Source organism: Rubrivivax gelatinosus (assembly GCF_004340905.1).
In the GTDB taxonomy this organism is placed as follows: domain Bacteria; phylum Pseudomonadota; class Gammaproteobacteria; order Burkholderiales; family Burkholderiaceae_C; genus Rubrivivax; species Rubrivivax gelatinosus.
The window spans coordinates 51,233-75,582 of record NZ_SLXD01000005.1 but is presented as its reverse complement, the minus strand read 5'-3'; the positions used below and the strand labels follow the sequence as shown (position 1 = coordinate 75,582).

The following is a 24,350-nucleotide window of genomic DNA, read 5'->3' as shown; positions in this document are numbered from 1 at the left end:
GCGCCGGCCAAGGGCTCGCCTCAGCGCGCCTTCACGAGGCGCTTGACCGTCTGCTCGATGACCTCCGGCGCGGCGGCTTGCACGACCGACCGATGCACGATGTCCAGCTCCTGCGGCGACAGGCTGCCGCTTGCGGCGTGGGCGCAGATCTCCGGTGGCAAGGGCGCGACGGGCATGTGCCACCGCGATTGCGGATCGCGCCAACTCAGCGCCGCGCCGGCCACCGGCTCCAGGCTGCTGCCGTCGACCAGCGCCACCAGCATGTAGGCGTGCGTGGCGCACAGACCCCGCCCGCCGGTGAAGCCCAGGCCTTCGACCACGTACTGGGCCAAGGCCACCGGGGCCTGGGTCCAGTCGCGCACCACGACGGCCAGCAGATCGGCCTGCGTCTGCTGCACGATGGCCCGCAGCTGCGGTGCCGCGACTTCCCAGTTGGGCAGGTCCTTGCCGGTAATGCCCTTGCGCACGTAGAGCGTGCGCAGCAGGTCTTTCTGCAGTGGCCCGTGCACGGGCCGGGCGCTGATGCCGAACGAATGCGTGATCGCTTCGGCGTAGAGGTCGGCATAGCGCTCGTCCAAACCCCAGCCGGGCACGTCGAACGGAACGTCGTCGCTTTGGAGCAAGCCCTGGCGCGTGTAGCGCACGGTGTCGCCGAGCACCGAGACGACGGCGATCGACTTGGCTTTCTGCAGCGTGGCGGGAGGGACGGTCACGCCGTTGAGCGTGACGGCGCAGCCGGCGATCAGCGAGGCGGCGAGCAGGGTGGCGAGGGTGGCGAGACGTCGGAACATGTCGTTCGGCGTTGAAACAGGTTTTCAGCGGGCGGGCACGAGTTCCCAGCCCTCGGGCCGCCAGCGCAGCAGCAGCGGGGCCAGCGGGTTGGGCGCACGCGCCATCGTGTCGGCCACCAGCGCACGCAACGCGGTCAGGCCGGCCGGCGAGTCGTCGGCCGAGTACAGCAGCAGATCGGTGGCCGGCACCGCGACGACGAGCACGCCGCCCTGGGCCTCGGCCAGGCCGGCCCAGCTATCGTGCAGCAGCAGCCGGCTGGGCTGGTAGACGTCGTCGGCCAGCACGCCCAGCCGGCCCGGCGCGACCGGCGGCGCTGCCACCGCCAGGGGCACCAGGCGCGTGCGCAGGTTCTGCAGGCCGCGGGCGTAGGCCTGGTCGTCGTCGAGCCCGAGCTCTTCACGCTGCTTGCTGCCGAGCAGCTGCACCGAACGTTCGCCGTCGAGCACCGGCACGGCCATCAGCCCGCCGAAGAAGGGCCGGGCGTCCAGCCGGCCCGGGACGCTGCCGCGGGCGATCGAGGCCCGGGCGCTGGTGACATAGGCGGCCGAGCGCAGCACGACGCGCAGCGCGTCGGCGCTGGGCTTGGCCTGGGCGTCGCCCATCGCCGTGGTGACGTCGTGCAGGAAGGCGTCCAGCCGCTCGGCACAGCCCTCGTCGTCACGCTGGCACAAGGCGTGGATGCGGTCGAGGTTGATCTGGGCGTCGCCCAGGCCCAGCGTCAGCGGGCCCAGCACGGTGACCGCCCCGGACGAGGACGTGCGCTGCAGCAGCCCGGCGGCGTGGCGTGTGAACCCGTCCTCGTCCAGCGGGACAGGCTGCGCGGCGGCAGCAGTGGCTGCAGTGGCGGTGGCCAGGAGCAGGGCCAGACGGGCGAGAGGGGCGAGCAGGCGGCGGAGCATGGGGGCAGGGTGTGCGGCCGACAGCATAGGCGGCGGCCGTGCCGCGGCATCCCCTGCTTCGGGTGGCGTGGCGCCGGGGCGTCGCTTGCCGGAGGGACGCCGTGGCGCCCTGGTTTCCGGGCTGCCTGCAAGCGGTTTGCAGTCGCACGTTTGCCAATTTTTGCCAAAGCACCTAGGCTCGTGCGATGGGCACGATGAACATCTCCCTCCCCGATGCGCTGAAGAGCTTCGTCGACGAGCAGGTCAGCCAGCGTGGCTACGGCACCAGCAGCGAGTACGTGCGCGAGCTGATCCGCCAGGACCAGGAGCGCCAGCAGCTGCGCGGCCTGCTGCTGGCCGGTGCCGCGTCGGCGCCGGCCGCGGTGGCTGACGACGCCTACTTCGACGGGCTGCGCGAGCGCGTGCGTACGGCCACTGCATCGCGCCGCAAAGCGTGAAGCGCAAGGCCGTCGTCGCGCGCCGGCAGGCCGTCGACGATGTCGCGCAGGCGCTGGATTTCTACCTCGCCGAAGGGGCAGGGGCGGCGGCTGCAGGCTTCGTCGACGCGCTGGAGCAGGCGTATGCGCACATCGGCCGGCATCCGGCGAGCGCTTCGCCGCGCCTGGGGCACGAGCTGAACCTCCCCGGCCTGCGCGCCTGGCCGCTGAAGCGCTACCCGTACCTCGTGTTCTACGTCGAGCATGACGATCAGGTGGACGTCTGGCGCGTGCTGCACGGCCAGCGCGACCTCCCGGCATGGCTGCGCGAACCGGACGAGGCTTGATCCTTCGCGGCCCGGCGCGGCGACCATCGGCTACGCTCGTGCTCCAGTTCCGGGGAGCCGTGCATGAGCCGTCATCACACGAACCTGATCCGCGCGCTGTTCCACGACCCGCCGCCGCACAACCTGCACTGGCGCGACGTGGAGTCGCTGCTCAAGCACGTCGGGGCCACGCTGGAGCCGATCTCCGGTGCGCGCCTGCGCGTCACGCTGGGCCGGGTGGAAGACATCCTGCACCGGCCGCATGGTGGCGACGAGATCGACCGGCAGTCGGTGCTGCACGTGCGCGCCTTCCTGGGCCGCGCTGGCGTGACGCCCGCGGCCTACGAGGCCGGGGACGCAGCGGGCTGAGCCGGCGCACGCCCGGCGACCCTGACCCCCTTACCAGCAGTTACCAGCAGTACTTGTCCTGCATCCGGTTGGCCTCGCGGGTGGCCGCGACGCGGGCGCGAAGCTCCGGCGTCGCCAGCGCGTCGCGTTCGCGCGCGGCCTGCGTGCGCAGCTCGGCGAGCGCGGCCTCGAGGTGGGCCTGGCGGTCCCCCGGGCGCGCCGGCAGCGCGTCGATGAACAGCGCCCGGTACGGGTTCGCCGCCACCCAGTCCAGCGCCGCCTGCCGTTGCCGCGCCTGGCGGCCCAGGTCGCAGAAGGCATAGCCGTTGAGGTCGGGCCCGGCGGTGACGGCGAAGTCCCTCGTCGCCTGGGCCACCTGGGCCCGCGCCGGATGCGACATGTCCAGCACCGCGGCCAGCGTCGCGTAGCGGTCCTTGGCGGCGTAGAACCAGAACACGGCTTCGTCGCGCAGGCCGACGTCGTAGAGCCGGATCGCCAGCACCATCAGCGTCATCGGCGTGACGAGCTCGGGTGCCGCACGGATGGACTTCTCGACCTCGGCGATGACGGCCGGGTCGTCGCTCGCCAGGCGCTCGTCGAAGGCCTTGCCGACCGCCACCTGCGGGCGCCCGCCGTCGTCGGCCGCGGCGGCGTAGTAGGGCAGCACGTAGACGCCGATGCGGCGCACGGGTTCGGCGGCCGTGGCCGACGCCGCGGCCAGCGCCAGGGCGAGCGAGACAAGCAGGGGTTTCATCGTCGATGGGCCGGCGGCGCCGGGCTCAGGGGATGTGTTCGGCGTCGGGCGGCGGCTGCACCCAGCCGTGTTTGCGCGCTTCGTAGACCGAGACGATGGGGGCCGGGAAGTCCGGGTCGGCAAACGCGCCGACGGGGATCGCGACGGACTCCGGCATGTCGTCGACGACGTACCAGACCGTCGCGCCGCAAGCCGGGCAGAAGTGGAAACGCACCCGGCCGCCGTCGTCGCCGACACGCACGAACTCGGTCGACGCGCCGGCGAGCACCACGTCCTCGCGACGGAAGCGCGCCTGCTGGCCGAACACGCTTCCGGTGCGGCGCTGGCAGGCCAGGCAGTGGCAGATCGAGACGCGCAGCGGCTCGCCGCTCACCGTGGCGGTGAGGCGGCCGCAGGAGCAGGAGGCGAGGCGGGTGGGCATGGCGGCAGGTTCTAGGTTGGCGGCAGTCTGCCTGATGGCCTGGCCGCCCGGCGTGTCGACACCGTGCTCATGAACTCCCGGCCGCGGCTGCTGGTGATGTCAGGCCGCGGGGCGCTGCAACGACGGGCGGCGCAGCAGAAACACGACGGCGCCGACGGGCAGCGCGAGCGTGAAGATCCACGGCGCGTAAGGCCCGCTCTTGGCGAAACCCGACCCGAGCAGCAGGAAGCTCAGCGGCTGCACGCCCCAGTCGCCGGTACTCCAGTTGAACTGGAACTGCACGAAGCCGACGGCCACGAACAGCAGCCAGAGCCACTTGCGGCGGGGGAACCTGGTGCGCGCGCACAGCACGAGCGCGTAGAGCACGAACAGCGGGATCGCCACCGCCAGGGCCAGCACCAGGTAGTGCAGCGGCCCCTTGCCGTCGAGCGTGAAGCGGTTCTCCTCTTCGAGCGACTGGGTGCGCGGCACGAAGTTGATGCCCTTGAGCTGCAGCTTGTCGTCGCGCCGTTCCATGACCACCGCCGCGAGCAGCCGGGTGTCCGGGTACTCGTACTCGAGGGTGATGGTGTACGTCGTGGCGGCGTCGGTCTTCATCGTGTGGGCGCCGACGGTCTTCACCGAAGCCGGCGGGCCCGGCGGCAGCATCCGGCTCATCTCCTCCAGGCGCGGCACCAGGTCCGGCGTCTTCAGGGCAGGGTCCAGGGCCTCGTCGAGGGCCGCGTAGTCGCGGGCCGCGATCTTCGCCACGAAGACCTGCGCCTGGCGCGCTTCTTCCTGGGGGATGAGGCGGTCGAAGACGGCGTTCTGGTCGCAGCCGCAGAGCAGGGCAGCGAGCAGCGTGAGCAGGGCGATCAGGCGTGCGTGCATGGGGCGGGCCGGTCCGGTGCTTGCCGGGGCGCGGCTAGGCCACGTGCATGATGCTGCGCTGCAGCCGGCCCCGGACGCGGGCGATGCGCCGCCAGCTGCTCTCGTCGTTCATCGTGATCCAGCGCCGCTCCTCGCTGCGATAGAACCAGTCCTTGTCGTGCTGGTAGAAGACCTGGAGATCCGGGCCTTCGAGGATGTTCAGGATCTCGTTGCCGTGGGCGCGGATCTCGTCGAAGTCGGTGGTCGCCTTCTGTCCCATCTCGCTGTACAGGCGGTTCAGCTCCAGCAGCAGCGCGTTGACCTCGGGCTCCAGCGCGGTGGCCCTCAGGCCGATCTTGCGCGCCTCGTTCAGCAGGATGGGATAGCTGTGCGACGGGTACTTGGAGTTCAGCGTGGCGGCGATCTCGTGGGCGCGGGCCTCGTCGGCGATGTGGTAGGCCAGGAGTTCGCGGCACAGCATCACCGACAGCGACTCCGCCCGGTCGATGGCACCGATGACCAGCGGGTGGACGTACGAGAACAGGCTCTTGTACGGGTTCTCGGTCGAGTCGTGCTGCTCGCTGCGCCAGCGGCGGATCACCCGGTTCAGCTCGTCGAGGCTGACGCTGACGCGGTCGTTGTCGCGGTCGACCGGCGACAGCGCGTGGTTCAGCGAGGTGTCCACGGCGGTGAGGAAGGCCGTCGGCCCCATCCGGATCTCGTCGGCGCCGAGCGTGATCATCGTCGCCGCGGAGGCGCATTCCAGCGGAATCAGAGCGACGAGCCGGCGGCAGTGCTGCCGCAGCAGGTTGACGAAGCGCAGCGAGACCTGGCCGCTGCCGCCGTCGGACTTGATGAAGAGGTAGATCGTCTCGTGCCAGCCGAGCTGGCCGAGGATCTCGTTGAGGGCGATGACGTCGCTGCCGCAGACCGAGCCGCGCGGGTTGTTCCAGTACGTCACCAGCGGCCCGCCCACCAGGGCGCTGACGCGGGCGATGACCGACTGCGTCCTGGCGAAGAGGACGGGGGGCTGCTTGACTTTGCGTGCCGGCGGGGTTTCGGGAGTGCTCATCGATGTGATTGTGAAAGGCGCGTGCGACGCTGGGGCACGGCAACGGGATGGTGGCTTGTTCGGCGCCGGGCGGGCTTGCGCTGACCGGCTGTTCTCGACGGCGACCGCCCCGCAGCCGGGTGGTCGCCGAACGAACTGGCGCGGCTCAGCCGGCTGCCGCGCCCGCTGCCGCTGGTGGCCTGCCCTGAGGGGCGGCAGTTACGTCCCTCCTCACGCCTTTCCACCCGCAGGTATCCTTAGGTATTACCTCAACATCCCGCCGGAGGCCGCCATGCCCGCCGCCACTGTCCGCCCCGTGGCGATCAAGCTCGACGAGGACACCAAGGCGCGCCTGAAGCGCCTGGCCGACGCGCGTCAGCGCACGTCCCACTGGCTGATGCGCGAGGCGATCACGCAGTACGTGGAGCGGGAGGAGAAGCGCGAGGCCTTCCGGCAGGACACGCTGAAGGCCTGGGAGACGTACCGCGCGACCGGGCTGCACCTGTCCGCCGAAGAGGCCGACGCCTGGCTGGCCAAGCTGGAAGAGGGTGAAGACCTCGCCCCCCCGGCATGCCACGGCTGATCTGGTCGCAGGCGGCGCTGCTCGACGATCACCGCCTGTACCGCTTTCTCTCGCCGCACAACCCCGACGCCGCGAAGCGCGCGGTGAAGGCCATCCGCCTGGGGGCCAGGCTGCTGGGGCAGCATCCCGCCATCGGTCGCCCCGTCGACGATCTGCCCGACGAGTTCCGCGACTGGATCATCGACTTCGGCGACAGCGGCTACGTGGCGCGCTACCGCATCGGCCCCGACAGCGTCGTCATCCTCGCCGTTCGCCATCAGAAGGAACTGGGCGACTGATGGCCCGCCGAGTGTCGCGCCCCACCCGCGCCACCACCCCCGTCCCATCCGCCCGCGCCCCGTAGCGCATCTCCAGCCCGTGCAGCACCGCGATGCGCTGCACGATGGACACGCCCAGCCCGCTGCCGCTCTCGGCCTGGCCTTCGGGGCGGCGGAAACGTTCGCCCAGGCGCTGCAGCAGCTCGGGCGCCAGCGGCGGGCCGTCGTTCTCGACACGCAGCGCGTCGGGCTCGAAGACCACCGTCACGCTGCCGCCTTCCGGGGCGTAGCGCGTGGCGTTGTCGACCAGGTTGCGCAGCAGGATCTCCAGCAGCGCCGGGTCGCCGTCCAGCGGCAGCGGCAACGCCGGCGGCTCGGGCCAGTCGCAGCCCAGCTCGATGCGGCGGCGCTCGGCCAGCGGCAGCGTGTCGCTCATCACCTGGCCGACGATCGGCGGCCAGTCGACCGGGCTGCGCTGCGGCAGGCCTTCGGCCGCCTCCACGCGCGACAGCGCCAGCATCTGCGACACCAGCCGGTCCATGCGTGCGATGCCGGCTTCGAGCCGGCCTTCGGCGTGCGCGCGTTCGGCCGGGTCGCTGCTGTTGCGCGCCACGTCCCATTGCGCGCGCAGCAGCGCCAGCGGCGTGCGCAGCTCGTGCGCGGCGTCGGCGGTGAAACGCCGCTCGCGCTGGCGCGCGGCTTCGATGCGCTCGAACAGCGCGTTCATCGCGCCGACGATCGGCCGCAGCTCCGCGGGCGTCTCGTCCAGCGGCAGCGGGCGCAGGCTGTCGGCGTCGCGGCCTTCCAGGTCGCCGGCGATGCGGCGCACCGGCTCCAGCGCGCGCCGCGAGGCCCAGGCCAGCGCCAGCAGCAGCGCCGGCAGCATCAGCAGCCAGGGCACCAGCTGGCCCGACAGCAGGCCCCAGATCAGCTCGTCGCGCTCTTCCTGGCGCTGCGCGGCGGCCACGCTCCAGCGGCCGTCTGCCGCCTGCTGGTAGTACACGCGCCAGGCGATGCCGTCGACCTGCATGTCGACGAAGCCGCTGGCGTCGCGCCGCCAGGGCAGGCGCGCGCCCTGCTCGTCGTACAGCAGCCGCCGGCCCTCGGCGTCCCAGGCGGCCAGGCCCATGTCCTCCAGCTCGGCGGCGCCGGTGCCGCCTTCGGCCGGCGGCTTGAGCTCGATCTCGGTCAGCTCGCCCTTGGCCGCCATGCCCGACAGCGCGCCGTGCACGGTGCCGGCCAGGCGGATCAGCTCGCTGTCGAACATCTCGTCGACTTCGGTCTGCGCGCTGTCGGTGGCCACGCCCACCGTGACGGCCCACAGCAGCGGCGCGGCCACCAGCACCGCCAGCAGCAGCCGGCGCTGCAGGCTCTGCGGCCGGCGGCCGGTGTCCTCGCTCACGCCTCGTCCCCGTCGGCCGCGCCCAGCGCGTAACCCACGCCGCGCACGGTGCGCACGATCGCCGGGTCGATCTTGCGGCGCAGGTGGTGGATGTGCACCTCCAGCGCGTTGCTCTCGGGCTCGGCGCCGCCCCAGTCGTAGAGCTTCTCCTGCAGCTGCACCTTGCTCAGCACGCGCTGCGGGTTCATCAGCAGCACCTCCAGCAGCGCCAGCTCGCGCCCGCGCAGCTCCACCGGCTGGCCGCGCCAGTGCACCTGCTTGCTGGCCGGGTCGTAGCGCAGCGCGCCGTGCGTCCACACCGACTGCGAGCGCCCGGCGCTGCGCCGCGCCATCGCACGCAGCCGCGCGGCCAGCTCGGCGATGGCGATCGGCTTGACGAGGTAGTCGTCGGCGCCGCTGTCCAGGCCCTCGATGCGCTGCTCGATGCCGTCGCGCGCGGTGAGGATCAGCACCGGGCTGGCGACGCCGCGCTCGCGCCAGCGCCGCAGCCAGGTCACGCCGTCGGTGCCGGGCAGGCCCAGGTCCAGCACGACGGCGTCGTAGGGCGCGTCGCGCAACGCGGCGTCGGCCAGCTGGCCGTCGGGGAACAGGTCGACGGCGTGGCCGGCCTGGCGCAGGCCGGCGCGCAGCGCGTCGCCGAGGTCGGGGTCGTCTTCGACGATGAGCACTCGCATGGCGGCGGCCATTATCGGCCGCCGCCCTGCGCGTGTTCAGCGCAGCCCGAGCACGCGCTCCACCTCGCGCCAGTCGACGATCTTGAAGTTCTGCGCGCCGTCGGGCAGGCGCTTGAAGCCGTCCTGCACGACGAGCGCGCCGCGCGGCAGCGCCGGGCCCAGCGGCGTGCTGGTGACTTCCAGACCGTCGGTCTCGGACACGCCGTCGATGCCGGCCACCGGGTCCAGCCCGATGCGCAGCGCACCCTTCACGCGCCAGGGCGGCGCGGCCTCGGCGACGACGTAGCTGTCGTTGCCCTGGCTGCTGACGACCAGCCAGCGGCGGCCGGCCTCGCGGTCGTGGTACAGCGCCAGGCCTTCGACGTCGGCCTGCAGCAGGCCGCCGACCTTCAGCACGAGTTGCGGCTTCGGCTCGGCAGCGTTCAGGTCCAGCACCCAGACGCCGCGGTCCTCCTCGCCGATGAACAGCCGGCCGCTGTCGTCGTCGGCGACGCAGCCTTCGGGCTGCGAGGCCAGCTTGAAGCGCTGCACGACGCGGCCGCTGAAGACCGGCCTGCCGTCGGCGCCCGGCGCCACCTCGACGCGGATGCGCTCCACGCGCCCGTCCTTGTCGTTGACCAGCGCCTCCAGCCCGCCGGCCGGCGGCGCGTACAGGCAGGTGCCGTAGACCTCGTCCAGCCCGGTGGCGATGCGCCCGGCGTCGGCCAGCGTGCCGTCGGCGGCGATGGTGAACACCGCCAGCGCCTTCTCGTCGCGCTGGGTGGCCAGCGCCAGGTCCAGCGCCAGCGCGCCGAAACGCAGGCCCTGGCGAACGTCGACGTTGTTCAGCCGCCCGGCTTCGAGCACCTGGCGCTGGCGGCCGTCCAGGCCGTAGACGAACAGGCCCTGCTTCTTGTTCGTGCCCAGCACGAGGGACTTCGCCGGGTCGGCCGGGTGCACCCAGATCGCCGGGTCGTCGGCGGCGTCGCCGAAACGCGGCACCGGGTCGGTCTGGGCGATGGCGCGCACCACCGGCAGCACGGCGCGCGGCGCCGGCGCGGCCCAGGGCAGGGCGCGTGTGGCCCAGCGGCCGGCGGCCTCGTCGTGCCAGGCCAGCCGCAGGCCGGTGCGGTCGGCCTTGGCGGCCAGCGCCTCGACGGCCTCGGCGCCGGTGGGCCGCGGCTGGCCGTCGGCGCGCCAGCGCCCGTCGGCCTCGCGCCAGAGCTGCAGCCGGCCGCGGCCGTCGACGGTGGCCAGGCCACCGGGCACGACGGCCATCGCGCGGGCGCCGCCGCGCAGCGGGCCCAGCGGCCCGGCCAGCGCCACGGCGCGCCGGTGCGGCACGCCTTCGGCTTCGGCGCGGTAGGCCCAGACGCCGGCGTCCTCTTCCTGCGCGTACAGCCAGCCTGCGGCGTCGTCGACGCGGCAGGCCTCGGTCTGCGGCGGCAGCGCCAGCCGGCGCACCAGGCGCGCGCCCTGGGCGCCCAGCAGCCACTGCTCGGCCAGGCCTTCGTCGCCGACGACGAACAGGTGATCCAGCCCCTGGGCGTCGCGGAACAGGCAGCTCGCCTCCACCGGGAAGGCCGGCGACTCGAGCGCAGGCCGCGCGGCCAGCGTCATCGCCCGCGTGTCGACGGTGATGGCCAGCGTGCGCTGGGTGTCGGCGTCCAGCACGACGGCCAGCGCGCCGTGCGGCGCCGGCCGCGTGTCCAGCTGCTTGGCGCGCAGCGCCAGGCGCGCGCGTTCGCTGCCGTCGGCGTCCAGCAGGCGCAGCGCCTTCTTGTCCAGCGCCAGCCAGGCGCCGTCGGACAGCGCGGCGATCTCGCGCGCGCCAGCCACGGCGGCCGGAGGCGCCGCGGGTGCGGCTTGCGCCGTGGTGGCGGCGGCCAGTGCCAGCGCGCCGGCCAGCGTCTTCAGCGTCCTCGCTCGCGTCATTGCATCGCCCACTTGAGGTTCATGCGCACGGTGCGGCCGTAGGTCTCGTACTGCGCGTTGCGGTCGGTGCGGCCGGTCGTCACCTCGTAGGGCTGGTCGGTGAGGTTCAGCGCCTCCAGGCCCAGCGAGAGGTTCTTCGTCAGCGAGTATCGGGCCGACAGGTCCCACTGCGTCTGGGCCTTCACGTAGAGGTCCTGGTCGGCGTCGGTGGTGTCGCCCACCTCCAGCAGGTAGCGCGACTTGTAGTTGGCGGCCACGCGCAGGCTCCAGTCGGCGGTCTCGTAGCCGATGACGGCGTTGAACACGCGTTTGGACTGGCTGGGCAGCGGGATGTTGCGCGACACCGTCGAGCCGCCGTCGGCGCCGGCGATCCTGGCGCGCGAGCTGGAGAAGGTGGCGTTGGCGCCGACGACCAGCCCGTTCCACGGCGCCGGCAGCTCGCGCAGCGCCTTGGAATAGGCGAGTTCGATGCCGCTGACACGCGCCGTGTCGCCGTTGGCCCAGGTGACGGCTTCGTCGAAGTCGGCCCAGGCGCCGGTGCCGGCGACGTCGGTCTGGTAAGAGAAGTCGCGGATGCGCTTGTGGAAGACGTAGGCCGACGCGACGCCGGCATAACCCAGGCTGCGCTCGATGCCCAGGTCGAGGTTGGCCGAGCGCAGCGGCTTCAAGTCCGGGTTGCCGAAGCTGGCCTCGTCGCCGTCGATGACGTAACCCGGCGCGATCTGGCCGAAGGCCGGGCGCACGACCGAGTTGCTCCAGGCGGCGCGCAGCGTCGTGCGTTTGTCCAGGTCCTGGCGCAGGTGCAGGCCGGGCAGCCAGTGGTGGTCGTCGCGGCGCGCGCGGATGGGCTCGAAGACGCCGTCGGTGACGCCGGTGCCGGCGGCGTCCAAACGCGTGCGTTCGTGGCGCAGGCCGGCGATCAGGTGCGTGGCGCCGAGGTCGATGGTGGTCTGCAGGTAGGCGGCGTCGACCCGCTCGTCGATGCGGTAGTCGTTGACGGTGGACTCCTCATCGTCGACGAAGTCGCCCAGGTCCACCGAACGCGCCAGGGCGTACAGCGGGCTGGCGGCGATGCGCGGCCCGAACGTGCCCCAGGGATAGTCGACGCTGCCCGAGGCGTAGGCCGCCAGGCTGGTGTCGGCGCTGCCGAAGTCGTCGATCACCCAGGTGGTCTGCTCGCTGGTCTTCTTGCGCCGGCTGGTCTTGGCGCCGAACTTCAGCTCGCCGTCGATGCCGGCCAGCTCGAACGGGCGCGACAGGTCCAGGCGCAGGTTGTGCTCGCGGTCCTGCACCAGCGACTTCTCCATCTCGATCTCGTCGAGCTCGTAGGCCGAGGCGTCGTCGATGCCGGCCGGCGCGACCAGCCGCGGGCGCGAGCGCCCGGTGTAGCCGACGCCGTCGAACGTGTCCTCGGCCTCGAACTTGGCGGTGGCGATGTGCAGCGGCGTGTCTTCCTCCGAGCGGCTGGTGCCGGCCTCGGCCTTGAGCTTCCAGTCGCCCAGCGCCTGCGTCGTGCCGAGCACGAAGGAGCGGATGGTCTGCGTCTCCTTGCGGTCCTTCAGCTCGCGCGTGGACTCGGCCTCGCCGACGGCGCCGGGCTCCTGGGCCTCGTCGAACTCGATGACGTGCGCCTGGCGCTGCTCGTCGTCGCTGAAGCGGCTGTGCAGGTAGCGGGCGTGGTACTCGGTGCCCGCCTCGGGGCGGTACTCGGCGTTCAGCGCCAGGCCGGTGCGCTCGCGTGTGATGCGGTAGTCGCGGCGCTCGAACTCCTCCAGCGCGTCGCCGTCCCAGGCGCCGCCGGTCTCGACGTTGTCCGAGCCGAACTTGCGCACCTCGTGGCTGAAGCCGGCCGCCAGGCCCAGCTTGCCGCCCAGGAAACGGTCGCTCCACAGCAGCGAGCCGTTGGGGCTGGAGCGTTCGGTGTTGGTCTCGTAGGACTCGCCCAGCTCGGCGGCGACGAAACGCCCCGGGCGGTCGAAGGCCGAGACGGTCTGCACGTCCACCGTGCCGCCGATCGAGTTGGCGTCCTGCTCGGGCAGCAGCGTCTTGCTGACGGTCAGCGAGCGCACCAGCGCCGAGGGCAGCACGTCGAGCATCACCGCGCGGCGGTCGCGTTCGGGCGAAGGCAGCAGGCTGCCGTCGAAGGTGACGCTGTTGAGGTCCGGCCCCAGGCCGCGGATGCGCACGTAGCGGCCTTCGCCCTGGTCGCGCTCGATCGACACGCCGGGCAGGCGCTGCAGGGCCTCGGCGGTGTTCTTGTCGGGCAGGCGGCCGATGCCGTCGTCGCGCACGACGCTGACCACGTTGTCGGCGGCGGCCTGGTCCTTGAGCGCGCGGTCGGTGGCCAGTGCCTGGCCGGTGATGACGATCGTCTCCACCGGCAGGGTCTGGGCGATGGCCGGGAAGGCGGCCGCGGCGGCCAGCGCCAGCAGCGTGTGCGGCGTGCGCGGCCGCTTGGGGTTCAGGGACACGGGAAGACTCCGGTGGAGCCGCGGCGCTCTGCAGGCGCCGGCAGCGGGGTGGGTTCGGCGGCGCACGGTAGGCAGCGCCCGTGTCCGTCCGGTGACGGTGGCCGCGCCGTGCCGGCCGTCTGCGGCGCCCGCGGCGGGCGCTGAGCCGGCCGGCCCCGGCGTCGCCACCTCGCAGCCGGTGGCCCCCGCGGGCCCCGGTGCCGCGGCCGTGAGCCGTTCGGACCCCCGGCCCGCGGGGCCCCCCCAAGTCGGCCGAGCGCCGGGTCATGCGGGCGTCATGCTGCGCCGCGATCGTGCGCGGCGCGGCCGGCATCCCGGCACGACATCCACAGGAGGACACCCGATGTTCCAGCGCTCGATCCTCGTCGCCGCGGCGCTTGCCGCCTGCGCCGCCACGGCCCAGGCCGACCCGCCCAAGGCCCGCGAACGCGCCCCGATCCCGGTCAAGATCCTGGCGTTCAACGACTTCCACGGCAACCTGCTGAGCCCCGGCAGCTTCGGCCAGAACACCGGCGTGCCTTCGGCCCAGCGCCCGCCGGTGGGCGGCGCCGACTACCTGGCCGGCCACGTCGCCAAGTGGCGCGCGACGCAGCCCCACTCGATCGTCGTCAGCGTTGGCGACAACATCGGCGCGTCGCCGCTGATCTCGGCGCTGTTCCACGACGAGCCGACCGTCGAGGTGCTCAACCGCATCGGCGTCGATGTCAGCGCCGTCGGCAACCACGAGTTCGACAAGGGCTGGAAGGAGCTGCTGCGCCTGCAGCGCGGCGGCTGCAAGAAGCTCGAGGACCGCTCGACCGACCCCAACAGCTGCCGCGGCGCCGAGGCCGGCACGCCGGTGCCGTTCGAGGGCGCGAAGTTCCAGTACCTGGCGGCCAACGTCGTGCGCGACCAGACCGGCCGTCCGCTGCTGCCGCCGTTCGTGCTGCGCAAGTTCGGCCACGTGCGCGTGGCCGTCATCGGCCTGACGCTGCGCGGCACGCCGGGCATCGTCACGCCCACCGGCGTGCAGGGCCTGACGTTCAAGGACGAGGCCGAGACCGTCAACGCGCTGGTGCCGCGGCTGCGCCAGGCCGGCGTCGAGGCCATCGTGCTCGCGCTGCACCAGGGCGGCGGGCAGAGCGGCAGCGGCAACCTCAGCGACATCAACGGCTGCGTCGGCGACCTCGCGGGCAGCGAGGTGGCCGAGATCGTCGGCCGCCTGGACGACGCCGTCGACCTGGTGCTCACCGGCCACACCCACAACGCCTACAACTGCTCGGCCAGCACGGTGGACAACGGCACGACGCCGCGCGCCACCGGCCTGGCCAACAAGGCGGGCCGCAAGATCCCGGTGACCGGCGCCAGCGCCTTCGGCCGCGTGCTCACCGACATCGACCTGCAGATCGACCCGCGCACGCACGACGTGATCTCGGTGGCCGCCACCAACCGCCTCGTCGACCGCAGCGACCCCACGGTGACGCCGAACGCCGAGGTCAAGGCCATCGTCGACGCCTACAACACGATGCAGGCGCCGCTGGCCAACGCGGTGATCGGCTCGATCACCGCCGAGCTGCCCAACAGTGCCAACGCCGCCGGCGAGATGCCCGCCGGCGACCTGATCGCCGACGCCCAGCTGGCCGCCACCCAGCCCTCGCCGCTGGGCGGCGCGGTGATGGCCTTCATGAACCCGGGCGGCGTGCGCAGCCCCGGCTTCAGCTACGCCGGCAGCAGCGCCGGCGAAGGCGACGGCCAGGTCACCTACGGCGAGGCCTTCACCGTGCAGCCCTTCGGCAACAGCCTGGTGACGATGACGCTGAGCTCCACCCAGCTCAAGCAACTGCTGGAGCAGCAGTTCCCGGGCTGTGCCGGCCAGACCTCGCAGCGCATCCTGCAGGTCAGCAACGGCGTGGCCTACCGCTGGAGCGCGTCGGCGCCGGCCTGCTCGAAGATCGTCGACCTGAGCTTCACGCCGACCGACGTGAGCGTCGTGCCGCCGGTGGCCACCGGGGCGACCGAGCTCATCGTCAGCGGCGGCACCGTCGTCAACCCGGCCAAGACCTGGCGCGTGACGGTGAACAACTTCCTGGCCACCGGCGGCGACGGCTTCAGCACGCTGACCGGCGGCGCCGACGTGCTGGGCGGCGCCCAGGACCTGGACGCGCTGGTGGCCTACCTCGCCGGCTACAAGGCCCCGGCCGCGGCCTACGACCCGGCCGCCGCGGCGCTGAAGAAGCCGCGCATCACGCAGCTGCCCTGAGTGCGGGGGGCGGCGGCCCGGCCGTCGCCCCCTCAGAACAGCCGGCAGATCGCGCTGCCGGCCGCCCCGCAGGCCGCGACCTGCGCGAGGTTGGCCAGCACGCGTGCCGGGGCGGGCCACGCGGCGTAGCGCAGGCCAGCGCGGTCGCCTGCCTGCGCCAGCAGCGCGCAGAGCACGAAGGACACCGTGACGATCGGCGGCCACCACCGCGACGGCGCCGCGCCGTGCACGATCAGGTTGACCGGCAGGTCGTGCAGCAGCCAGCCGCTGACGGCGAAGGTCAGCAGCCCGGCGGCTGCGCGGCCCACCCGGGGCCGCAGCGGCTGGTAGACCAGGGTCTGGAGGACGGCGCCGTACAGCGGGTTCCAGTGCTGCCAGAAGCCGCGGAACGAGCCCGCGCCCAGCGCGTCCGTGAACCAGCCGAAAGGGCGCCCCGGCCGCGCCAGGCCTCGCGCCTGCAGCGCACGGACGAGGCGGCGTGACAGCGGGCGGGACGCGGCGGGCATGGCGACCCATTGTCCGGAGCGACCAGCGCCGACGCTGCCGTGGCGTGGCGGCTGTTCATCGCACCGACGGACGTGGCCCGGCGCTGACGCACGCCTGTCATCTGCCGTCGTTACCTTGGCCGCCGATGTCGACCTCTCCCCGTTCCTGGCAGCCGCTGCTGCCGCTGGGCGCCACGCTGCTGCTGGCGCTGTTCGCCGCGTTCGCGCCGGCCAAGCCGGTGGCCACCTGGCAGTGGCTGGACATCGCCGCCGAAGGCGGCACCGCGCTGATGGCCGGCGTCTGGGCCTGGCTGGTGCTGGGCAGCCGGCCCGGCGGGCGGGTGACGCTGTGGCTGGCCGGCGGGCTGGCGGCGATCATGCTGGGCGCCTTCGCCGACAGCCTGGACGAGCTCTTCGCCGTCGCGGCTTCGCCGCTGCCGCTGAGCTGGATCGAGTCGGTGTTCTCGCCGCTGGGCATGCTGGCGCTGACCTGGGGCCTGCTGCTGTGGCGCCAGGAGCAGGCTGTGCTGAGCGAGCAGCTGCAGCGCCGCGAACGTGTCTTCCGCGACCACCGCGCCTACGACCGCGTGACCCAGCTCGCCGACGCCGACTACCTGCGCCGCCAGATCGAGCTGGAGCGCGCCGCGCACCCCGGCCGGCCCTGCGCCCTGGCGGTGCTGGAGCTGGCCAACTGGGCCGAGATCGAACGCACGCACGGCCGCGCCGAGGCCGACCGCGTGCTGCAGGCCGTGGCCCACCAGTTGCTGCTGAACCTGCCGCCGCGCGAGCTTCTGTGCCGCTACGCCGGCGCGCGTTTCGTGCTGCTGCTGCCGCAGGCCGAGCTGGGCACGGCACGCCGGCGCGCCCAGCACCTCGTGGGCATGGTCGAGGCGATGCGCTTCAGCCCGCGCGACGCCGAGCACCCGGTGGCGCTGGCGATGCGCAGCGCCGTCGCGCTGGGCGACGACGACGCCCAGGCGCTGCTGACGCGCCTGAACCGCGAGCTCGAGGCGCTGGACCTCGCCGGCGCCCGCCCGGCGCGGGCCGCGTCCTGAGGGCCGCCATGCGCGCCGCCGCACCCGCCGGCGACACCGCGGCCACGGTGCCGTTCACGCACCAGCCGGCGCTGGTGCTGGAGCTGGCGCGTGCGCAGGAGCTGGACGTCGGGGCCATCCGTGCCGCCGCCGGCCTGGCCGACATGCCGGCGGCGCTGACGCTGGCGCAGTGGCGCGAGCTGCTGGCCGCCACGCTGCGCGCCTTCGGCTCGGCCGAAGCGCCGTTCGTGCTGGGCCGCCACCTGCTGCCCGGCCACTACGGCGCCGCCAGCCACGCGCTGCGTGAAGCCGCCAGCCTGCGCGACGCGCTGGAGCGCCTGGTGCGCTTCCAGCCCCGGCTGTCGCCGCTGCTGGTGCCGCGGCTGCACGTCGAGGGCGGCCTGGCAGTGCTGTACTGGACCGACGCCTGCCGCCTGGGCGCGCTGCGCCCTGCGCTGGTGGAGATGCAGATGAGCGCGGTGGCGTCGTGCTGCCGCTGGCTGGCAGGGCGCGCGCTGCCCTGGACCTTCTGCTTCGACCGCGCCGCCGCGCGCCACGCCGAGCAGCACGAGGTGCACCTGGGCACGGCGCTGCGGTTCGGCTGCCAGCTCGACGCGATGCTGATCGACGCCCACTGGCTCGATGAACCCTGGCCCGCCGCCGCGCACCCCGGTGCGGTGGCCGCCAGCCGCGCCGCCGAACAGGCCGCCGGCGCCGAGGCCATGCCGCGTGCGCTGCTGGCCGCGCTGTACGACCTGCTGCTCGACCGCGTCGGCGACCCGCCGGCGCTGGAGGAGGCGGCCGCCGCCTTCGGCTTCAGCCCCGCCACCTTCAAGCGCCGGCTGGCGCTGGAGGGCACGCACTACCAGGCCGAACTCGACCAGGTGCGGCGCCACGAGTGCCTGCGCCTGTTCCGCTTCGGCGGCCTGGACAACGAAGCCGCGGCGCGCCACCTGGGCTTCCACGATGCGGCCAACTTCCGGCGCTCGTTCAAGCGCTGGACCGGCTCGACGCCGGCGCTGCTGCGTCGGGGCCTGTTCGACTTCCCGGCCTGACGCGGCTCAGGCGGCGGCCAGCGCCGGCTGCGCACCGTGCAGCGCGAAGTCGACCGCGGCCAGCGCGTGCAGCGTCGTCGTGTCGAAGACCGGCAGCGCGACGTCGTCCTCGGCCAGGATCAGCGGCAGCTCGGTGCAGCCCAGCACCACGCCTTCGGCGCCGCGTGCCGTGAGTCCGGCGACGATGAGCTGCAGCGTCTGGCGCGACGCCGGCAGCACCTGGCCGCGGCAGAGCTCGTCGAAGATGATGCGGTGCACCTCGGCGCGTTCGTCCTCGGGCGGCACGATGCACTCGACACCCAGGCGCGCCAGGTGCTCGGCGTAGAAGGGCTGCTCCATCGTGTAGCGCGTGCCCAGCAGCGCCACGCGGCGCAGGCCGCGCGCGCGGATTGCGGTGCCGGTGACGTCGGCGATGTGCAGCAGCGGCGGCAGGCCCTCGCCGGCCACCTGGGCGGCGATCTTGTGCATCGTGTTCGTGCAGATCAGCAGGCAGTCGGCACCGGCCGCGGCCAGGCCTTCGGCGGCCTGGCGCAGCAGCGCGGCGAGTGCGTCCCAGTCGCCGGCGCGCTGGCCGCGCACGACTTCCTCGAAGTCCAGGCTGTGCATCAGCACACGCGCCGAGTGCAGGCCGCCGAGGCGGCGTGCGACCTCGCGGTTGAGGGTCTGGTAGTAGAGCAGGGTGCTTTCCCAGCTCATGCCGCCGATCAGGCCGATGGTCTTCACGATGCTGCGCGAGAGAGTTTGGTGATGACGACACTGTGCGCGCGGGGGCAGGGCAGGCGATTGCTCAATTTCGCGTCACGGGCCCGTGTGGCGCAAGTGGATGCTCCATAGAATCCGATAACCGGAATCAGATTCCAAGGACACCGTGAGCGCCGCCATTTCGCTGGACACCATCGACCGCCGCCTCCTGGAGCTGGTGCAGGAGGACGCGACGACGCCGCTGGCCCAGCTGGCCGAGGCCGTGGGCTTGTCGAGCACGCCGTGCTGGCGGCGGCTGCAGCGGCTGAAGGAGGCGGGCGTCATCACGCGCCAGGTGGCGCTGGTCGACGCCGAGCGTGTGAACGTCGGCGTGACGGTGATCGTCAGCGTGCGCACGGCGGTGCACACCGAGGAGTGGTTCGAGCGCTTTCGCGCGACCTGCGAGGCGATCCCCGAGGTCGTCGAGTTCTACCGGATGAGCGGCGACGTCGACTACCTGCTGCGTGTCGTCGTGCCCGACATCAAGGCCTACGACGCCGTCTACAAGCGCCTGATCGCCGGCACCCACCTGCACGACGTGAGTTCCAGCTTCGCGATGGAGCAGCTGAAGTACACGACGGCGCTGCCGCTGAAGTACGCGCTGTGAGCGCGCCGCTCAGGCCGCCGGCTCGGGCGTGCTGACGGCGCGACAGCCGCCCAGGAACATCTCGACCGCGCGCCGTGCCATCGCCTTGACCTGGTGCGGCTGCAGCGGCGGCGGGTCGCGCAGGTACAGGCGCAGCTCGACTTCGGAGCGCACCAGGCTGAAGAACTGCAGCGCCAGCACCTCGGCCGGGCCCGGTTGCAGTTCGTGGCGGTCCATCGCCGCCTGCAGCGCCGCCGCCATCTCGGCCAGCTTCACCTTGGGGCCGTGCTCGACGAAGATCTCGCCGACCGACGAGACGCCCGACTCGCCCAGGATGACACGCTGCAGCGCCAGCGACTCGCTGCTCAGCATCAGCGTCAGCATGTGCTCGGCGAAACGCGTCAGCGCTGCGGTGACGCCCACTTCGTGCATGTTCTCCAGCTCGGCCGACGCGCCCGCCAGGTGCTCGGAGGACAGGGCCTCGATGACGGCCGTGAAGATGTCCTGCTTGGACGCGAAGTAGCCGTACAGCGTGGTCTTGGACCCGCCCAGGCGGCGCGTCAGCTCGCTCATCGACGCGCGCTCGTAACCCACCTCCAGGAACAGCGCCCGGGCCTCTTCGATGATGGCGTCGCGCTTCGCCTCGGTTCGCACCTTCATGCCAAAGTTCTCATAACGATACCGCTGAGTTCATTTTTGATTGACAGCCGGCGCGGGTCAAGCCTAAAGTAAACCGTACAGTACGGTATTGACTTTTGTTTGAGGTGCGCATGGCGACCGTTCCCTACTCCCTTACCCTCGTCGCGGCTCTCGGCTCGGCCGTGCTGCTGAGCGCCTGCGGCGATCCTCCATCCGGCGCGCCGCCGCAGGCCGGCACGCCGCAGGTCACCGTGATGACGCTGCAGCCGCAGCGCCTGGCGCTGAGCTCCGAACTGCCCGGGCGCGTGGCCGCGGTCGTCAGCGCCGAGGTGCGGCCGCAGGTCGGCGGGCTGATCAAGCAGCGCGCCTTCACCGAGGGCAGCGTGGTGCGGGCCGGCCAGCTGCTCTACCAGATCGACCCCGCGACCTATGAGGCCGCGGTCGCCAGCGCCGAAGCCACGCTGGCACGCGCCGAGGCCACGCGCACCAGCGCCCGGCTGCGTGCCCAGCGCCAGCGCGAGCTGGTGCAGGTGCAGGCGGTGAGCCGCCAGGACGCCGAGGACGCCGAAGCCTCGCTCGAGCAGGCCGAAGCCGATGTCGCCTCGGCACGTGCCTCGCTGCAGACCCAGCGCATCAACCTGCAGTACACGCGGCTGACGGCGCCGGTGACCGGCCGCATCGGCCGCTCGTCGGTGACGCCGGGCGCGCTGGTCACGGCCAACCAGGCCAGCGCGCTGGCGACGATCCAGCAGCTCGACCCGATCTACCTCGACGTCACCCAGAGCAGCAGCGCGATGCTCGCGCTCAAGCGCTCGCTGGCCCAGGGCAAGATGAAGAACGGCGCCGCCCGCGTGACGATCAAGCTCGAGGACGGCAGCGCCTACGCCGAGCCCGGCACGCTGGAGTTCGCCGAGACCAGCGTCGACGCCACCACCGGCACGGTGACGATGCGCGTGCGCGTGCCCAACCCGCGCGGCGAGCTGCTGCCCGGCATGTACGCGCGCGCCGTGATCGAGGAGGGCGTGCTCGAGCAGGCGCTGCTCGTGCCGCAGCAGGCGGTCTCGCGCGACGCCAGCGGCAAGGCCCAGGTCTCGCGTGTCGGCGCCGACGGCAGGATCAGCCTGCAGCCGGTGACCGCTGCACGCGCCATCGGCGACCAGTGGCTGCTGAGCAGCGGCGTCGCCGCCGGCGACCGCATCGCGCTGACGGGCCAGCAGAAGGCGCAGCCCGGGGCTGCGGTGCAGGCGGTGCCGGCCTCGGCCGCCGCTCGCTGAGGAAGCCGACATGGCACGCTTTTTCATCGACCGCCCGGTCTTCGCCTGGGTGCTGGCCATCGTCACGATGATGGCCGGCCTGTTCGCCGTCGCCACGCTGCCGATCGCGCAGTACCCGGCCATCGCCCCGCCGGCCGTCTCCATCACCGCCAGCTACCCGGGGGCCTCCGCGCAGACGCTGGAGAGCACCGTCACCCAGGTCATCGAACAGAAGATGAAGGGCCTGGACCGGCTGCAGTACATGCACTCGGTGAGCGACTCCTCGGGCTCGGTGACGATCACCCTGACCTTCGAGAACGGGGCCGACCCGGACATCGCCCAGGTCCAGGTGCAGAACAAGCTGTCGCTGGCCACGCCGCTGCTGCCGCAGGAGGTGCAGCAGCAGGGCGTGCAGGTGACCAAGTCGGCGACCAACTTCCTGGCCGTCATCGCCTTCGTCTCCAAGGACGGCAGCCTGGACGCCGGGGCGCTGGCCGACTACATCGCCTCGAGCGTGCAGGACCCGATCGCGCGCGTGAAGGGCGTCGGCGAGACGCAGCTCTTCGGCGCGCAGCGCTCGATGCGCATCTGGCTCGACGCCGACCGGCTCACCGGCCTGTCGCTGACGCCGCTGGACGTGCGCGACGCGGTGCAGGCGCAGAACGTCCAGGTCTCCGCCGGCCAGCTCGGCGGCCTGCCGGCCGTGCAGGGCCAGCAGCTCAACGCGACGATCAGCGCGCGCTCGCGGCTGAAGACGCCCGAGGAGTTCGAGAACATCGTCATCCGTGCGCGCACCGACGGCAGCGCGGTGCGCCTGCGCGACGTCGCGCGCCTGGAGCTGGGCAACGAGAACTACGCCGTGTCGGCCAGCTACAACGGCCGCCCGGCCGCCGGCCTGGCGATCAAGCTGGGCACCGGCGAGAACGCGCTGTCGACGATCCAGGCCGTGGATGCCGAGCTCGACCGTCTGGGCGCCTTCTTCCCGCCCGGCGTGGAGGCGGTGAAGCCCTACGACACGACGCCGTTCGTGCGCCTGTCGATCCAGGAGGTCGTCAAGACGCTGGCCGAGGCCATCGGCCTGGTGTTCCTGGTGATGCTGCTGTTCATGCAGAACCTGCGCGCCACGCTGATCCCGACGCTGGCGGTGCCCGTCGTGCTGCTGGGCACCTTCGGCGTGATGGCGGTCTTCGGCTTCACGATCAACACGCTGACGATGCTGGCGATGGTGCTGGCCATCGGCCTGCTGGTCGACGACGCGATCGTCGTCGTCGAGAACGTCGAGCGCGTGATGCGCGAGGACCGGCTGTCGCCGCTGGAGGCGACGCGCAAGTCGATGGGGCAGATCAGCGGCGCGCTGGTCGGCGTGGCGCTGGTGCTGGCGGCGGTGTTCGTGCCGATGGCCTTCTTCGGCGGCTCGGTGGGCGTCATCTACCGTCAGTTCACGGTGACCATCGTCACCGCGATGACGCTGTCGGTGCTGGTGGCGATGATCTTCACGCCGGCCTTGTGCGCGACGCTGCTGGCGCCGGCGCACGAGGCCAGGACCACCGGCTTCTTCGGCCTGTTCAACCGCTGGTTCGACCGCAGCACGCAGCGCTACCAGGGCCTGGTGCGCGGCGTCATCGCGCGCAGCCGGGTGTCGATGGCGGTCTACGCGCTGCTGGTGCTGCTGGTCGCCGTCGGCTTCAGCAAGATGCCCTCGGGCTTCCTGCCCGACGAGGACCAGGGCTTCGCGTTCACGATGGTGCAGCTGCCGCCGGGAGCCACCCAGCAGCGCACGCAGGAGGTCGTCGACCAGGTCGAGAAGCACTTCCTGCAGGACGAGAAGGACTCGGTGGACTCGATCTTCACCGTCACCGGCTTCAGCTTCGCCGGCTCGGGCCAGAGCATGGCCATGGGCTTCATCAAGCTCAAGCCCTGGGACGAGCGCCGCCGCGCCGACCAGAGCGTGTCGGCGATCACGCGCCGCGCGCTGGTCGCCCTGGGGGCCATCCCCGACGCGACGGTGTTCACCGTGGCCCCGCCGGCGGTCGCCGAGCTGGGCAACGCCACCGGCTTCGACCTCATGCTGCAGGACCGCGCCGGCCTCGGCCACGACGCGCTGATGGCCGCGCGCAACCAGCTGCTCGGCGCGCTCGGCCGCGAGCCCGGCCTGGTCGCGGTGCGCCCCAACGGCATGGACGACACGCCCGAGTACCGCCTGGACATCGACGAGCACCGGCTCGCCAGCCTCGGCCTGGCCGCCGGCGACGTCAACGACACGCTGGCCATCGCCTGGGGTGGGCGCTACGTCAACGACTTCATGGACAACGGCCGGGTGAAGAAGGTGATGCTGCAGGGCGACGCGCCCTCGCGCATGATGCCCTCCGACCTGGAGCGCTGGCAGGTGCGCAACAGCGCCGACACGATGGTGCCGTTCAGCGCCTTCGCCAGCGCCGACTGGGCGCGCAGCTCGCCGCGCCTGGAGCGCTACAACGGCGTGCCGTCGGTCGAGATCCTGGGCATGGCGATGCCCGGCGCGATGTCCAGCGGCGACGCCATGGCGCTCGTCGAGCGCCACGCGGCGGAGCTGCCGGCAGGCATCGGCTACGAATGGACCGGCCTGTCGCTGCAGGAGCGCGAGGCCGGCGGGCGTGCCGGCGCGCTGTACGCGGTGTCCATCCTGTTCGTCTTCCTGTGCCTGGCCGCCCTCTACGAGAGCTGGTCGGTGCCGGTGGCGGTGCTGCTGGTGGTGCCGCTGGGTGTCTTCGGCGCGCTGCTGGCGGCGCTGCTGAGCTGGAAGATGAACGACGTGTACCTGCAGGTCGGCCTGCTGGCGACGATCGGCCTGGCGGCCAAGAACGCGATCCTGATCGTCGAGTTCGCGCGTGACCTGCTCGCCCGCGGGCGTACGCCGGTGGAGGCCGCGCTGGAAGCCGCGCGGCTGCGCCTGCGGCCCATCGTGATGACCTCGCTGGCCTTCGTGCTCGGCGTGCTGCCGCTGATGGTCGCCAAGGGCGCCGGTGCCGGCGCGCAGAACGCGCTGGGCACCGCGGTCGTCGGCGGCATGCTCAGCGGCACGCTGCTGGCGGTGCTCGCGGTGCCGCTGTTCTTCGTCATCGTCCAGCGCCTGTTCAGGCGCCGTGCGGCGCCCCCGGCGGCCGCGGTGGAGGCTCACTGAG

General features: G+C 72.6%; 24 protein-coding genes. 11 read left to right on the top strand and 13 right to left on the bottom strand.

Annotated features, from left to right (window positions below):
• Positions 1-20: 20 nt before the first annotated feature.
• Positions 21-791: a hypothetical protein gene (locus EV684_RS09280; RefSeq protein ID WP_132646471.1), complete on the bottom strand. Its 771-nt coding sequence runs from the start codon at positions 789-791 to the stop codon at positions 21-23.
• A gap of 24 nt (positions 792-815) precedes the next feature.
• Positions 816-1,691 carry a hypothetical protein gene (locus EV684_RS09275; protein WP_132646469.1) on the bottom strand — a complete coding sequence of 292 codons (876 nt, stop codon included), beginning with the start codon at positions 1,689-1,691 and terminating at the stop codon, positions 816-818.
• 185 nt (positions 1,692-1,876) lie between these two features.
• On the opposite strand from EV684_RS09275, the gene EV684_RS09270 reads away from it, so the two are divergent.
• From EV684_RS09270 to EV684_RS09260, 3 genes are all read left to right on the top strand, one after another.
• The gene (locus EV684_RS09270) at positions 1,877-2,128 is read left to right on the top strand and encodes a type II toxin-antitoxin system ParD family antitoxin (protein WP_132646467.1); all 252 of its coding nucleotides are present in this window, start codon (positions 1,877-1,879) and stop codon (positions 2,126-2,128) included.
• Positions 2,125-2,454 carry a type II toxin-antitoxin system RelE/ParE family toxin gene (locus tag EV684_RS09265; RefSeq protein WP_132646465.1) on the top strand — a complete coding sequence of 110 codons (330 nt, stop codon included), beginning with the start codon at positions 2,125-2,127 and terminating at the stop codon, positions 2,452-2,454. The genes EV684_RS09270 and EV684_RS09265 overlap by 4 nt, the downstream gene beginning before the upstream one ends.
• Before the next feature lie 63 nt (positions 2,455-2,517).
• Positions 2,518-2,802 carry a type II toxin-antitoxin system HicA family toxin gene (locus EV684_RS09260; RefSeq protein ID WP_132646463.1) on the top strand — a complete coding sequence of 95 codons (285 nt, stop codon included), beginning with the start codon at positions 2,518-2,520 and terminating at the stop codon, positions 2,800-2,802.
• Between the two features lie 40 nt (positions 2,803-2,842).
• Here the strand turns inward: EV684_RS09260 and EV684_RS09255 are convergent, their stop codons facing one another.
• From EV684_RS09255 to EV684_RS09240, 4 genes are all read right to left on the bottom strand, one after another.
• On the bottom strand, positions 2,843-3,535 hold the full coding sequence (locus EV684_RS09255; protein ID WP_132646461.1) for a hypothetical protein: 693 nt from the start codon (positions 3,533-3,535) through the stop codon (positions 2,843-2,845).
• A 25-nt stretch (positions 3,536-3,560) separates the two neighbouring features.
• Positions 3,561-3,956: a GFA family protein gene (locus EV684_RS09250; RefSeq protein WP_132646459.1), complete on the bottom strand. Its 396-nt coding sequence runs from the start codon at positions 3,954-3,956 to the stop codon at positions 3,561-3,563.
• A gap of 99 nt (positions 3,957-4,055) precedes the next feature.
• Positions 4,056-4,826: a hypothetical protein gene (locus EV684_RS24330; protein WP_242478497.1), complete on the bottom strand. Its 771-nt coding sequence runs from the start codon at positions 4,824-4,826 to the stop codon at positions 4,056-4,058.
• Positions 4,827-4,860: 34 nt separating this feature from the next.
• The gene (locus EV684_RS09240) at positions 4,861-5,877 is read right to left on the bottom strand and encodes an SDH family Clp fold serine proteinase (RefSeq protein WP_132646457.1); all 1,017 of its coding nucleotides are present in this window, start codon (positions 5,875-5,877) and stop codon (positions 4,861-4,863) included.
• Positions 5,878-6,148: 271 nt separating this feature from the next.
• Between EV684_RS09240 and EV684_RS09235 the strand changes: the two genes are divergently transcribed.
• Both EV684_RS09235 and EV684_RS09230 read left to right on the top strand, forming a co-directional pair.
• Positions 6,149-6,439, top strand: coding sequence for a CopG family ribbon-helix-helix protein (locus EV684_RS09235; protein WP_132646455.1), 291 nt, complete (start codon positions 6,149-6,151; stop codon positions 6,437-6,439).
• On the top strand, positions 6,427-6,717 hold the full coding sequence (locus EV684_RS09230; RefSeq protein ID WP_132646453.1) for a type II toxin-antitoxin system RelE/ParE family toxin: 291 nt from the start codon (positions 6,427-6,429) through the stop codon (positions 6,715-6,717). Before EV684_RS09235 ends, EV684_RS09230 begins: the two co-directional genes overlap by 13 nt.
• Here the strand turns inward: EV684_RS09230 and EV684_RS09225 are convergent.
• The 4 genes from EV684_RS09225 to EV684_RS09210 are packed head-to-tail and all read right to left on the bottom strand — an operon-like array spanning position 6,677 to position 13,157.
• Entirely contained in the window at positions 6,677-8,098 is a 1,422-nt protein-coding gene (locus EV684_RS09225; RefSeq protein WP_132646451.1) for an ATP-binding protein, read from the bottom strand. The two genes, EV684_RS09230 and EV684_RS09225, sit on opposite strands and share 41 nt — an antisense overlap.
• Positions 8,095-8,772 (bottom strand): response regulator, encoded by a 678-nt coding sequence (locus EV684_RS09220; protein WP_132646449.1) that lies wholly within the window; start codon positions 8,770-8,772, stop codon positions 8,095-8,097. The genes EV684_RS09225 and EV684_RS09220 overlap by 4 nt, the downstream gene beginning before the upstream one ends.
• Before the next feature lie 36 nt (positions 8,773-8,808).
• The gene (locus EV684_RS09215) at positions 8,809-10,686 is read right to left on the bottom strand and encodes a phytase (protein ID WP_132646447.1); all 1,878 of its coding nucleotides are present in this window, start codon (positions 10,684-10,686) and stop codon (positions 8,809-8,811) included.
• Complete coding sequence (locus EV684_RS09210) at positions 10,683-13,157, bottom strand: TonB-dependent receptor (RefSeq protein WP_132646445.1); 2,475 nt, start codon at positions 13,155-13,157, stop codon at positions 10,683-10,685. Before EV684_RS09210 ends, EV684_RS09215 begins: the two co-directional genes overlap by 4 nt.
• A 343-nt stretch (positions 13,158-13,500) precedes the next feature.
• Here EV684_RS09210 and EV684_RS09205 point away from each other — a divergent pair, with 343 nt between their 5' ends.
• Positions 13,501-15,396 (top strand): bifunctional metallophosphatase/5'-nucleotidase, encoded by a 1,896-nt coding sequence (locus EV684_RS09205; protein WP_132646443.1) that lies wholly within the window; start codon positions 13,501-13,503, stop codon positions 15,394-15,396.
• Between the two features lie 32 nt (positions 15,397-15,428).
• On the opposite strand, the gene EV684_RS09200 is transcribed toward EV684_RS09205, so the two are convergent.
• On the bottom strand, positions 15,429-15,902 hold the full coding sequence (locus EV684_RS09200) for a hypothetical protein (protein ID WP_132646441.1): 474 nt from the start codon (positions 15,900-15,902) through the stop codon (positions 15,429-15,431).
• Between the two features lie 125 nt (positions 15,903-16,027).
• Here EV684_RS09200 and EV684_RS09195 point away from each other — a divergent pair, with 125 nt between their 5' ends.
• Together EV684_RS09195 and EV684_RS09190 are read left to right on the top strand one after the other, a co-directional pair.
• Positions 16,028-16,936 (top strand): GGDEF domain-containing protein, encoded by a 909-nt coding sequence (locus tag EV684_RS09195; RefSeq protein WP_132646439.1) that lies wholly within the window; start codon positions 16,028-16,030, stop codon positions 16,934-16,936.
• Positions 16,937-16,944: 8 nt separating this feature from the next.
• Positions 16,945-17,970 (top strand): AraC family transcriptional regulator, encoded by a 1,026-nt coding sequence (locus EV684_RS09190; RefSeq protein WP_132646437.1) that lies wholly within the window; start codon positions 16,945-16,947, stop codon positions 17,968-17,970.
• 6 nt (positions 17,971-17,976) lie between these two features.
• On the opposite strand, the gene EV684_RS09185 is transcribed toward EV684_RS09190, so the two are convergent.
• Complete coding sequence (locus EV684_RS09185) at positions 17,977-18,693, bottom strand: aspartate/glutamate racemase family protein (RefSeq protein ID WP_132646435.1); 717 nt, start codon at positions 18,691-18,693, stop codon at positions 17,977-17,979.
• Between the two features lie 163 nt (positions 18,694-18,856).
• On the opposite strand from EV684_RS09185, the gene EV684_RS09180 reads away from it, so the two are divergent.
• Positions 18,857-19,318 carry an Lrp/AsnC family transcriptional regulator gene (locus EV684_RS09180; protein WP_132646862.1) on the top strand — a complete coding sequence of 154 codons (462 nt, stop codon included), beginning with the start codon at positions 18,857-18,859 and terminating at the stop codon, positions 19,316-19,318.
• A 9-nt stretch (positions 19,319-19,327) separates the two neighbouring features.
• Here the strand turns inward: EV684_RS09180 and EV684_RS09175 are convergent, their stop codons facing one another.
• Complete coding sequence (locus EV684_RS09175; protein WP_132646433.1) at positions 19,328-19,957, bottom strand: TetR/AcrR family transcriptional regulator; 630 nt, start codon at positions 19,955-19,957, stop codon at positions 19,328-19,330.
• A gap of 110 nt (positions 19,958-20,067) precedes the next feature.
• Between EV684_RS09175 and EV684_RS09170 the strand changes: the two genes are divergently transcribed.
• Positions 20,068-21,210: an efflux RND transporter periplasmic adaptor subunit gene (locus tag EV684_RS09170; RefSeq protein WP_132646431.1), complete on the top strand. Its 1,143-nt coding sequence runs from the start codon at positions 20,068-20,070 to the stop codon at positions 21,208-21,210.
• 10 nt (positions 21,211-21,220) lie between these two features.
• A complete protein-coding gene (locus EV684_RS09165) occupies positions 21,221-24,349 on the top strand; it encodes an efflux RND transporter permease subunit (protein WP_132646429.1) in 3,129 nt (1,042 codons plus the stop codon).
• The last annotated feature ends 1 nt before the right edge of the window (position 24,350 follow it).

Coding starts and splice junctions, on each gene's coding strand:
- EV684_RS09165 (WP_132646429.1), top strand. CDS start 21,221: ATGGCACGCTTTTTCATCGACCGCCCGGTCTTCGCCTGGGTGCTGGCC.
- EV684_RS09190 (WP_132646437.1), top strand. CDS start 16,945: ATGCGCGCCGCCGCACCCGCCGGCGACACCGCGGCCACGGTGCCGTTC.
- EV684_RS09195 (WP_132646439.1), top strand. CDS start 16,028: ATGTCGACCTCTCCCCGTTCCTGGCAGCCGCTGCTGCCGCTGGGCGCC.
- EV684_RS09200 (WP_132646441.1), bottom strand. CDS start 15,902: ATGCCCGCCGCGTCCCGCCCGCTGTCACGCCGCCTCGTCCGTGCGCTG.
- EV684_RS24330 (WP_242478497.1), bottom strand. CDS start 4,826: ATGCACGCACGCCTGATCGCCCTGCTCACGCTGCTCGCTGCCCTGCTC.
- EV684_RS09250 (WP_132646459.1), bottom strand. CDS start 3,956: ATGCCCACCCGCCTCGCCTCCTGCTCCTGCGGCCGCCTCACCGCCACG.
- EV684_RS09230 (WP_132646453.1), top strand. CDS start 6,427: ATGCCACGGCTGATCTGGTCGCAGGCGGCGCTGCTCGACGATCACCGC.
- EV684_RS09270 (WP_132646467.1), top strand. CDS start 1,877: ATGGGCACGATGAACATCTCCCTCCCCGATGCGCTGAAGAGCTTCGTC.
- EV684_RS09205 (WP_132646443.1), top strand. CDS start 13,501: ATGTTCCAGCGCTCGATCCTCGTCGCCGCGGCGCTTGCCGCCTGCGCC.
- EV684_RS09240 (WP_132646457.1), bottom strand. CDS start 5,877: ATGAGCACTCCCGAAACCCCGCCGGCACGCAAAGTCAAGCAGCCCCCC.
- EV684_RS09170 (WP_132646431.1), top strand. CDS start 20,068: ATGGCGACCGTTCCCTACTCCCTTACCCTCGTCGCGGCTCTCGGCTCG.
- EV684_RS09275 (WP_132646469.1), bottom strand. CDS start 1,691: ATGCTCCGCCGCCTGCTCGCCCCTCTCGCCCGTCTGGCCCTGCTCCTG.
- EV684_RS09220 (WP_132646449.1), bottom strand. CDS start 8,772: ATGCGAGTGCTCATCGTCGAAGACGACCCCGACCTCGGCGACGCGCTG.
- EV684_RS09235 (WP_132646455.1), top strand. CDS start 6,149: ATGCCCGCCGCCACTGTCCGCCCCGTGGCGATCAAGCTCGACGAGGAC.
- EV684_RS09280 (WP_132646471.1), bottom strand. CDS start 791: ATGTTCCGACGTCTCGCCACCCTCGCCACCCTGCTCGCCGCCTCGCTG.
- EV684_RS09175 (WP_132646433.1), bottom strand. CDS start 19,957: ATGAAGGTGCGAACCGAGGCGAAGCGCGACGCCATCATCGAAGAGGCC.
- EV684_RS09215 (WP_132646447.1), bottom strand. CDS start 10,686: ATGACGCGAGCGAGGACGCTGAAGACGCTGGCCGGCGCGCTGGCACTG.
- EV684_RS09260 (WP_132646463.1), top strand. CDS start 2,518: ATGAGCCGTCATCACACGAACCTGATCCGCGCGCTGTTCCACGACCCG.
- EV684_RS09255 (WP_132646461.1), bottom strand. CDS start 3,535: ATGAAACCCCTGCTTGTCTCGCTCGCCCTGGCGCTGGCCGCGGCGTCG.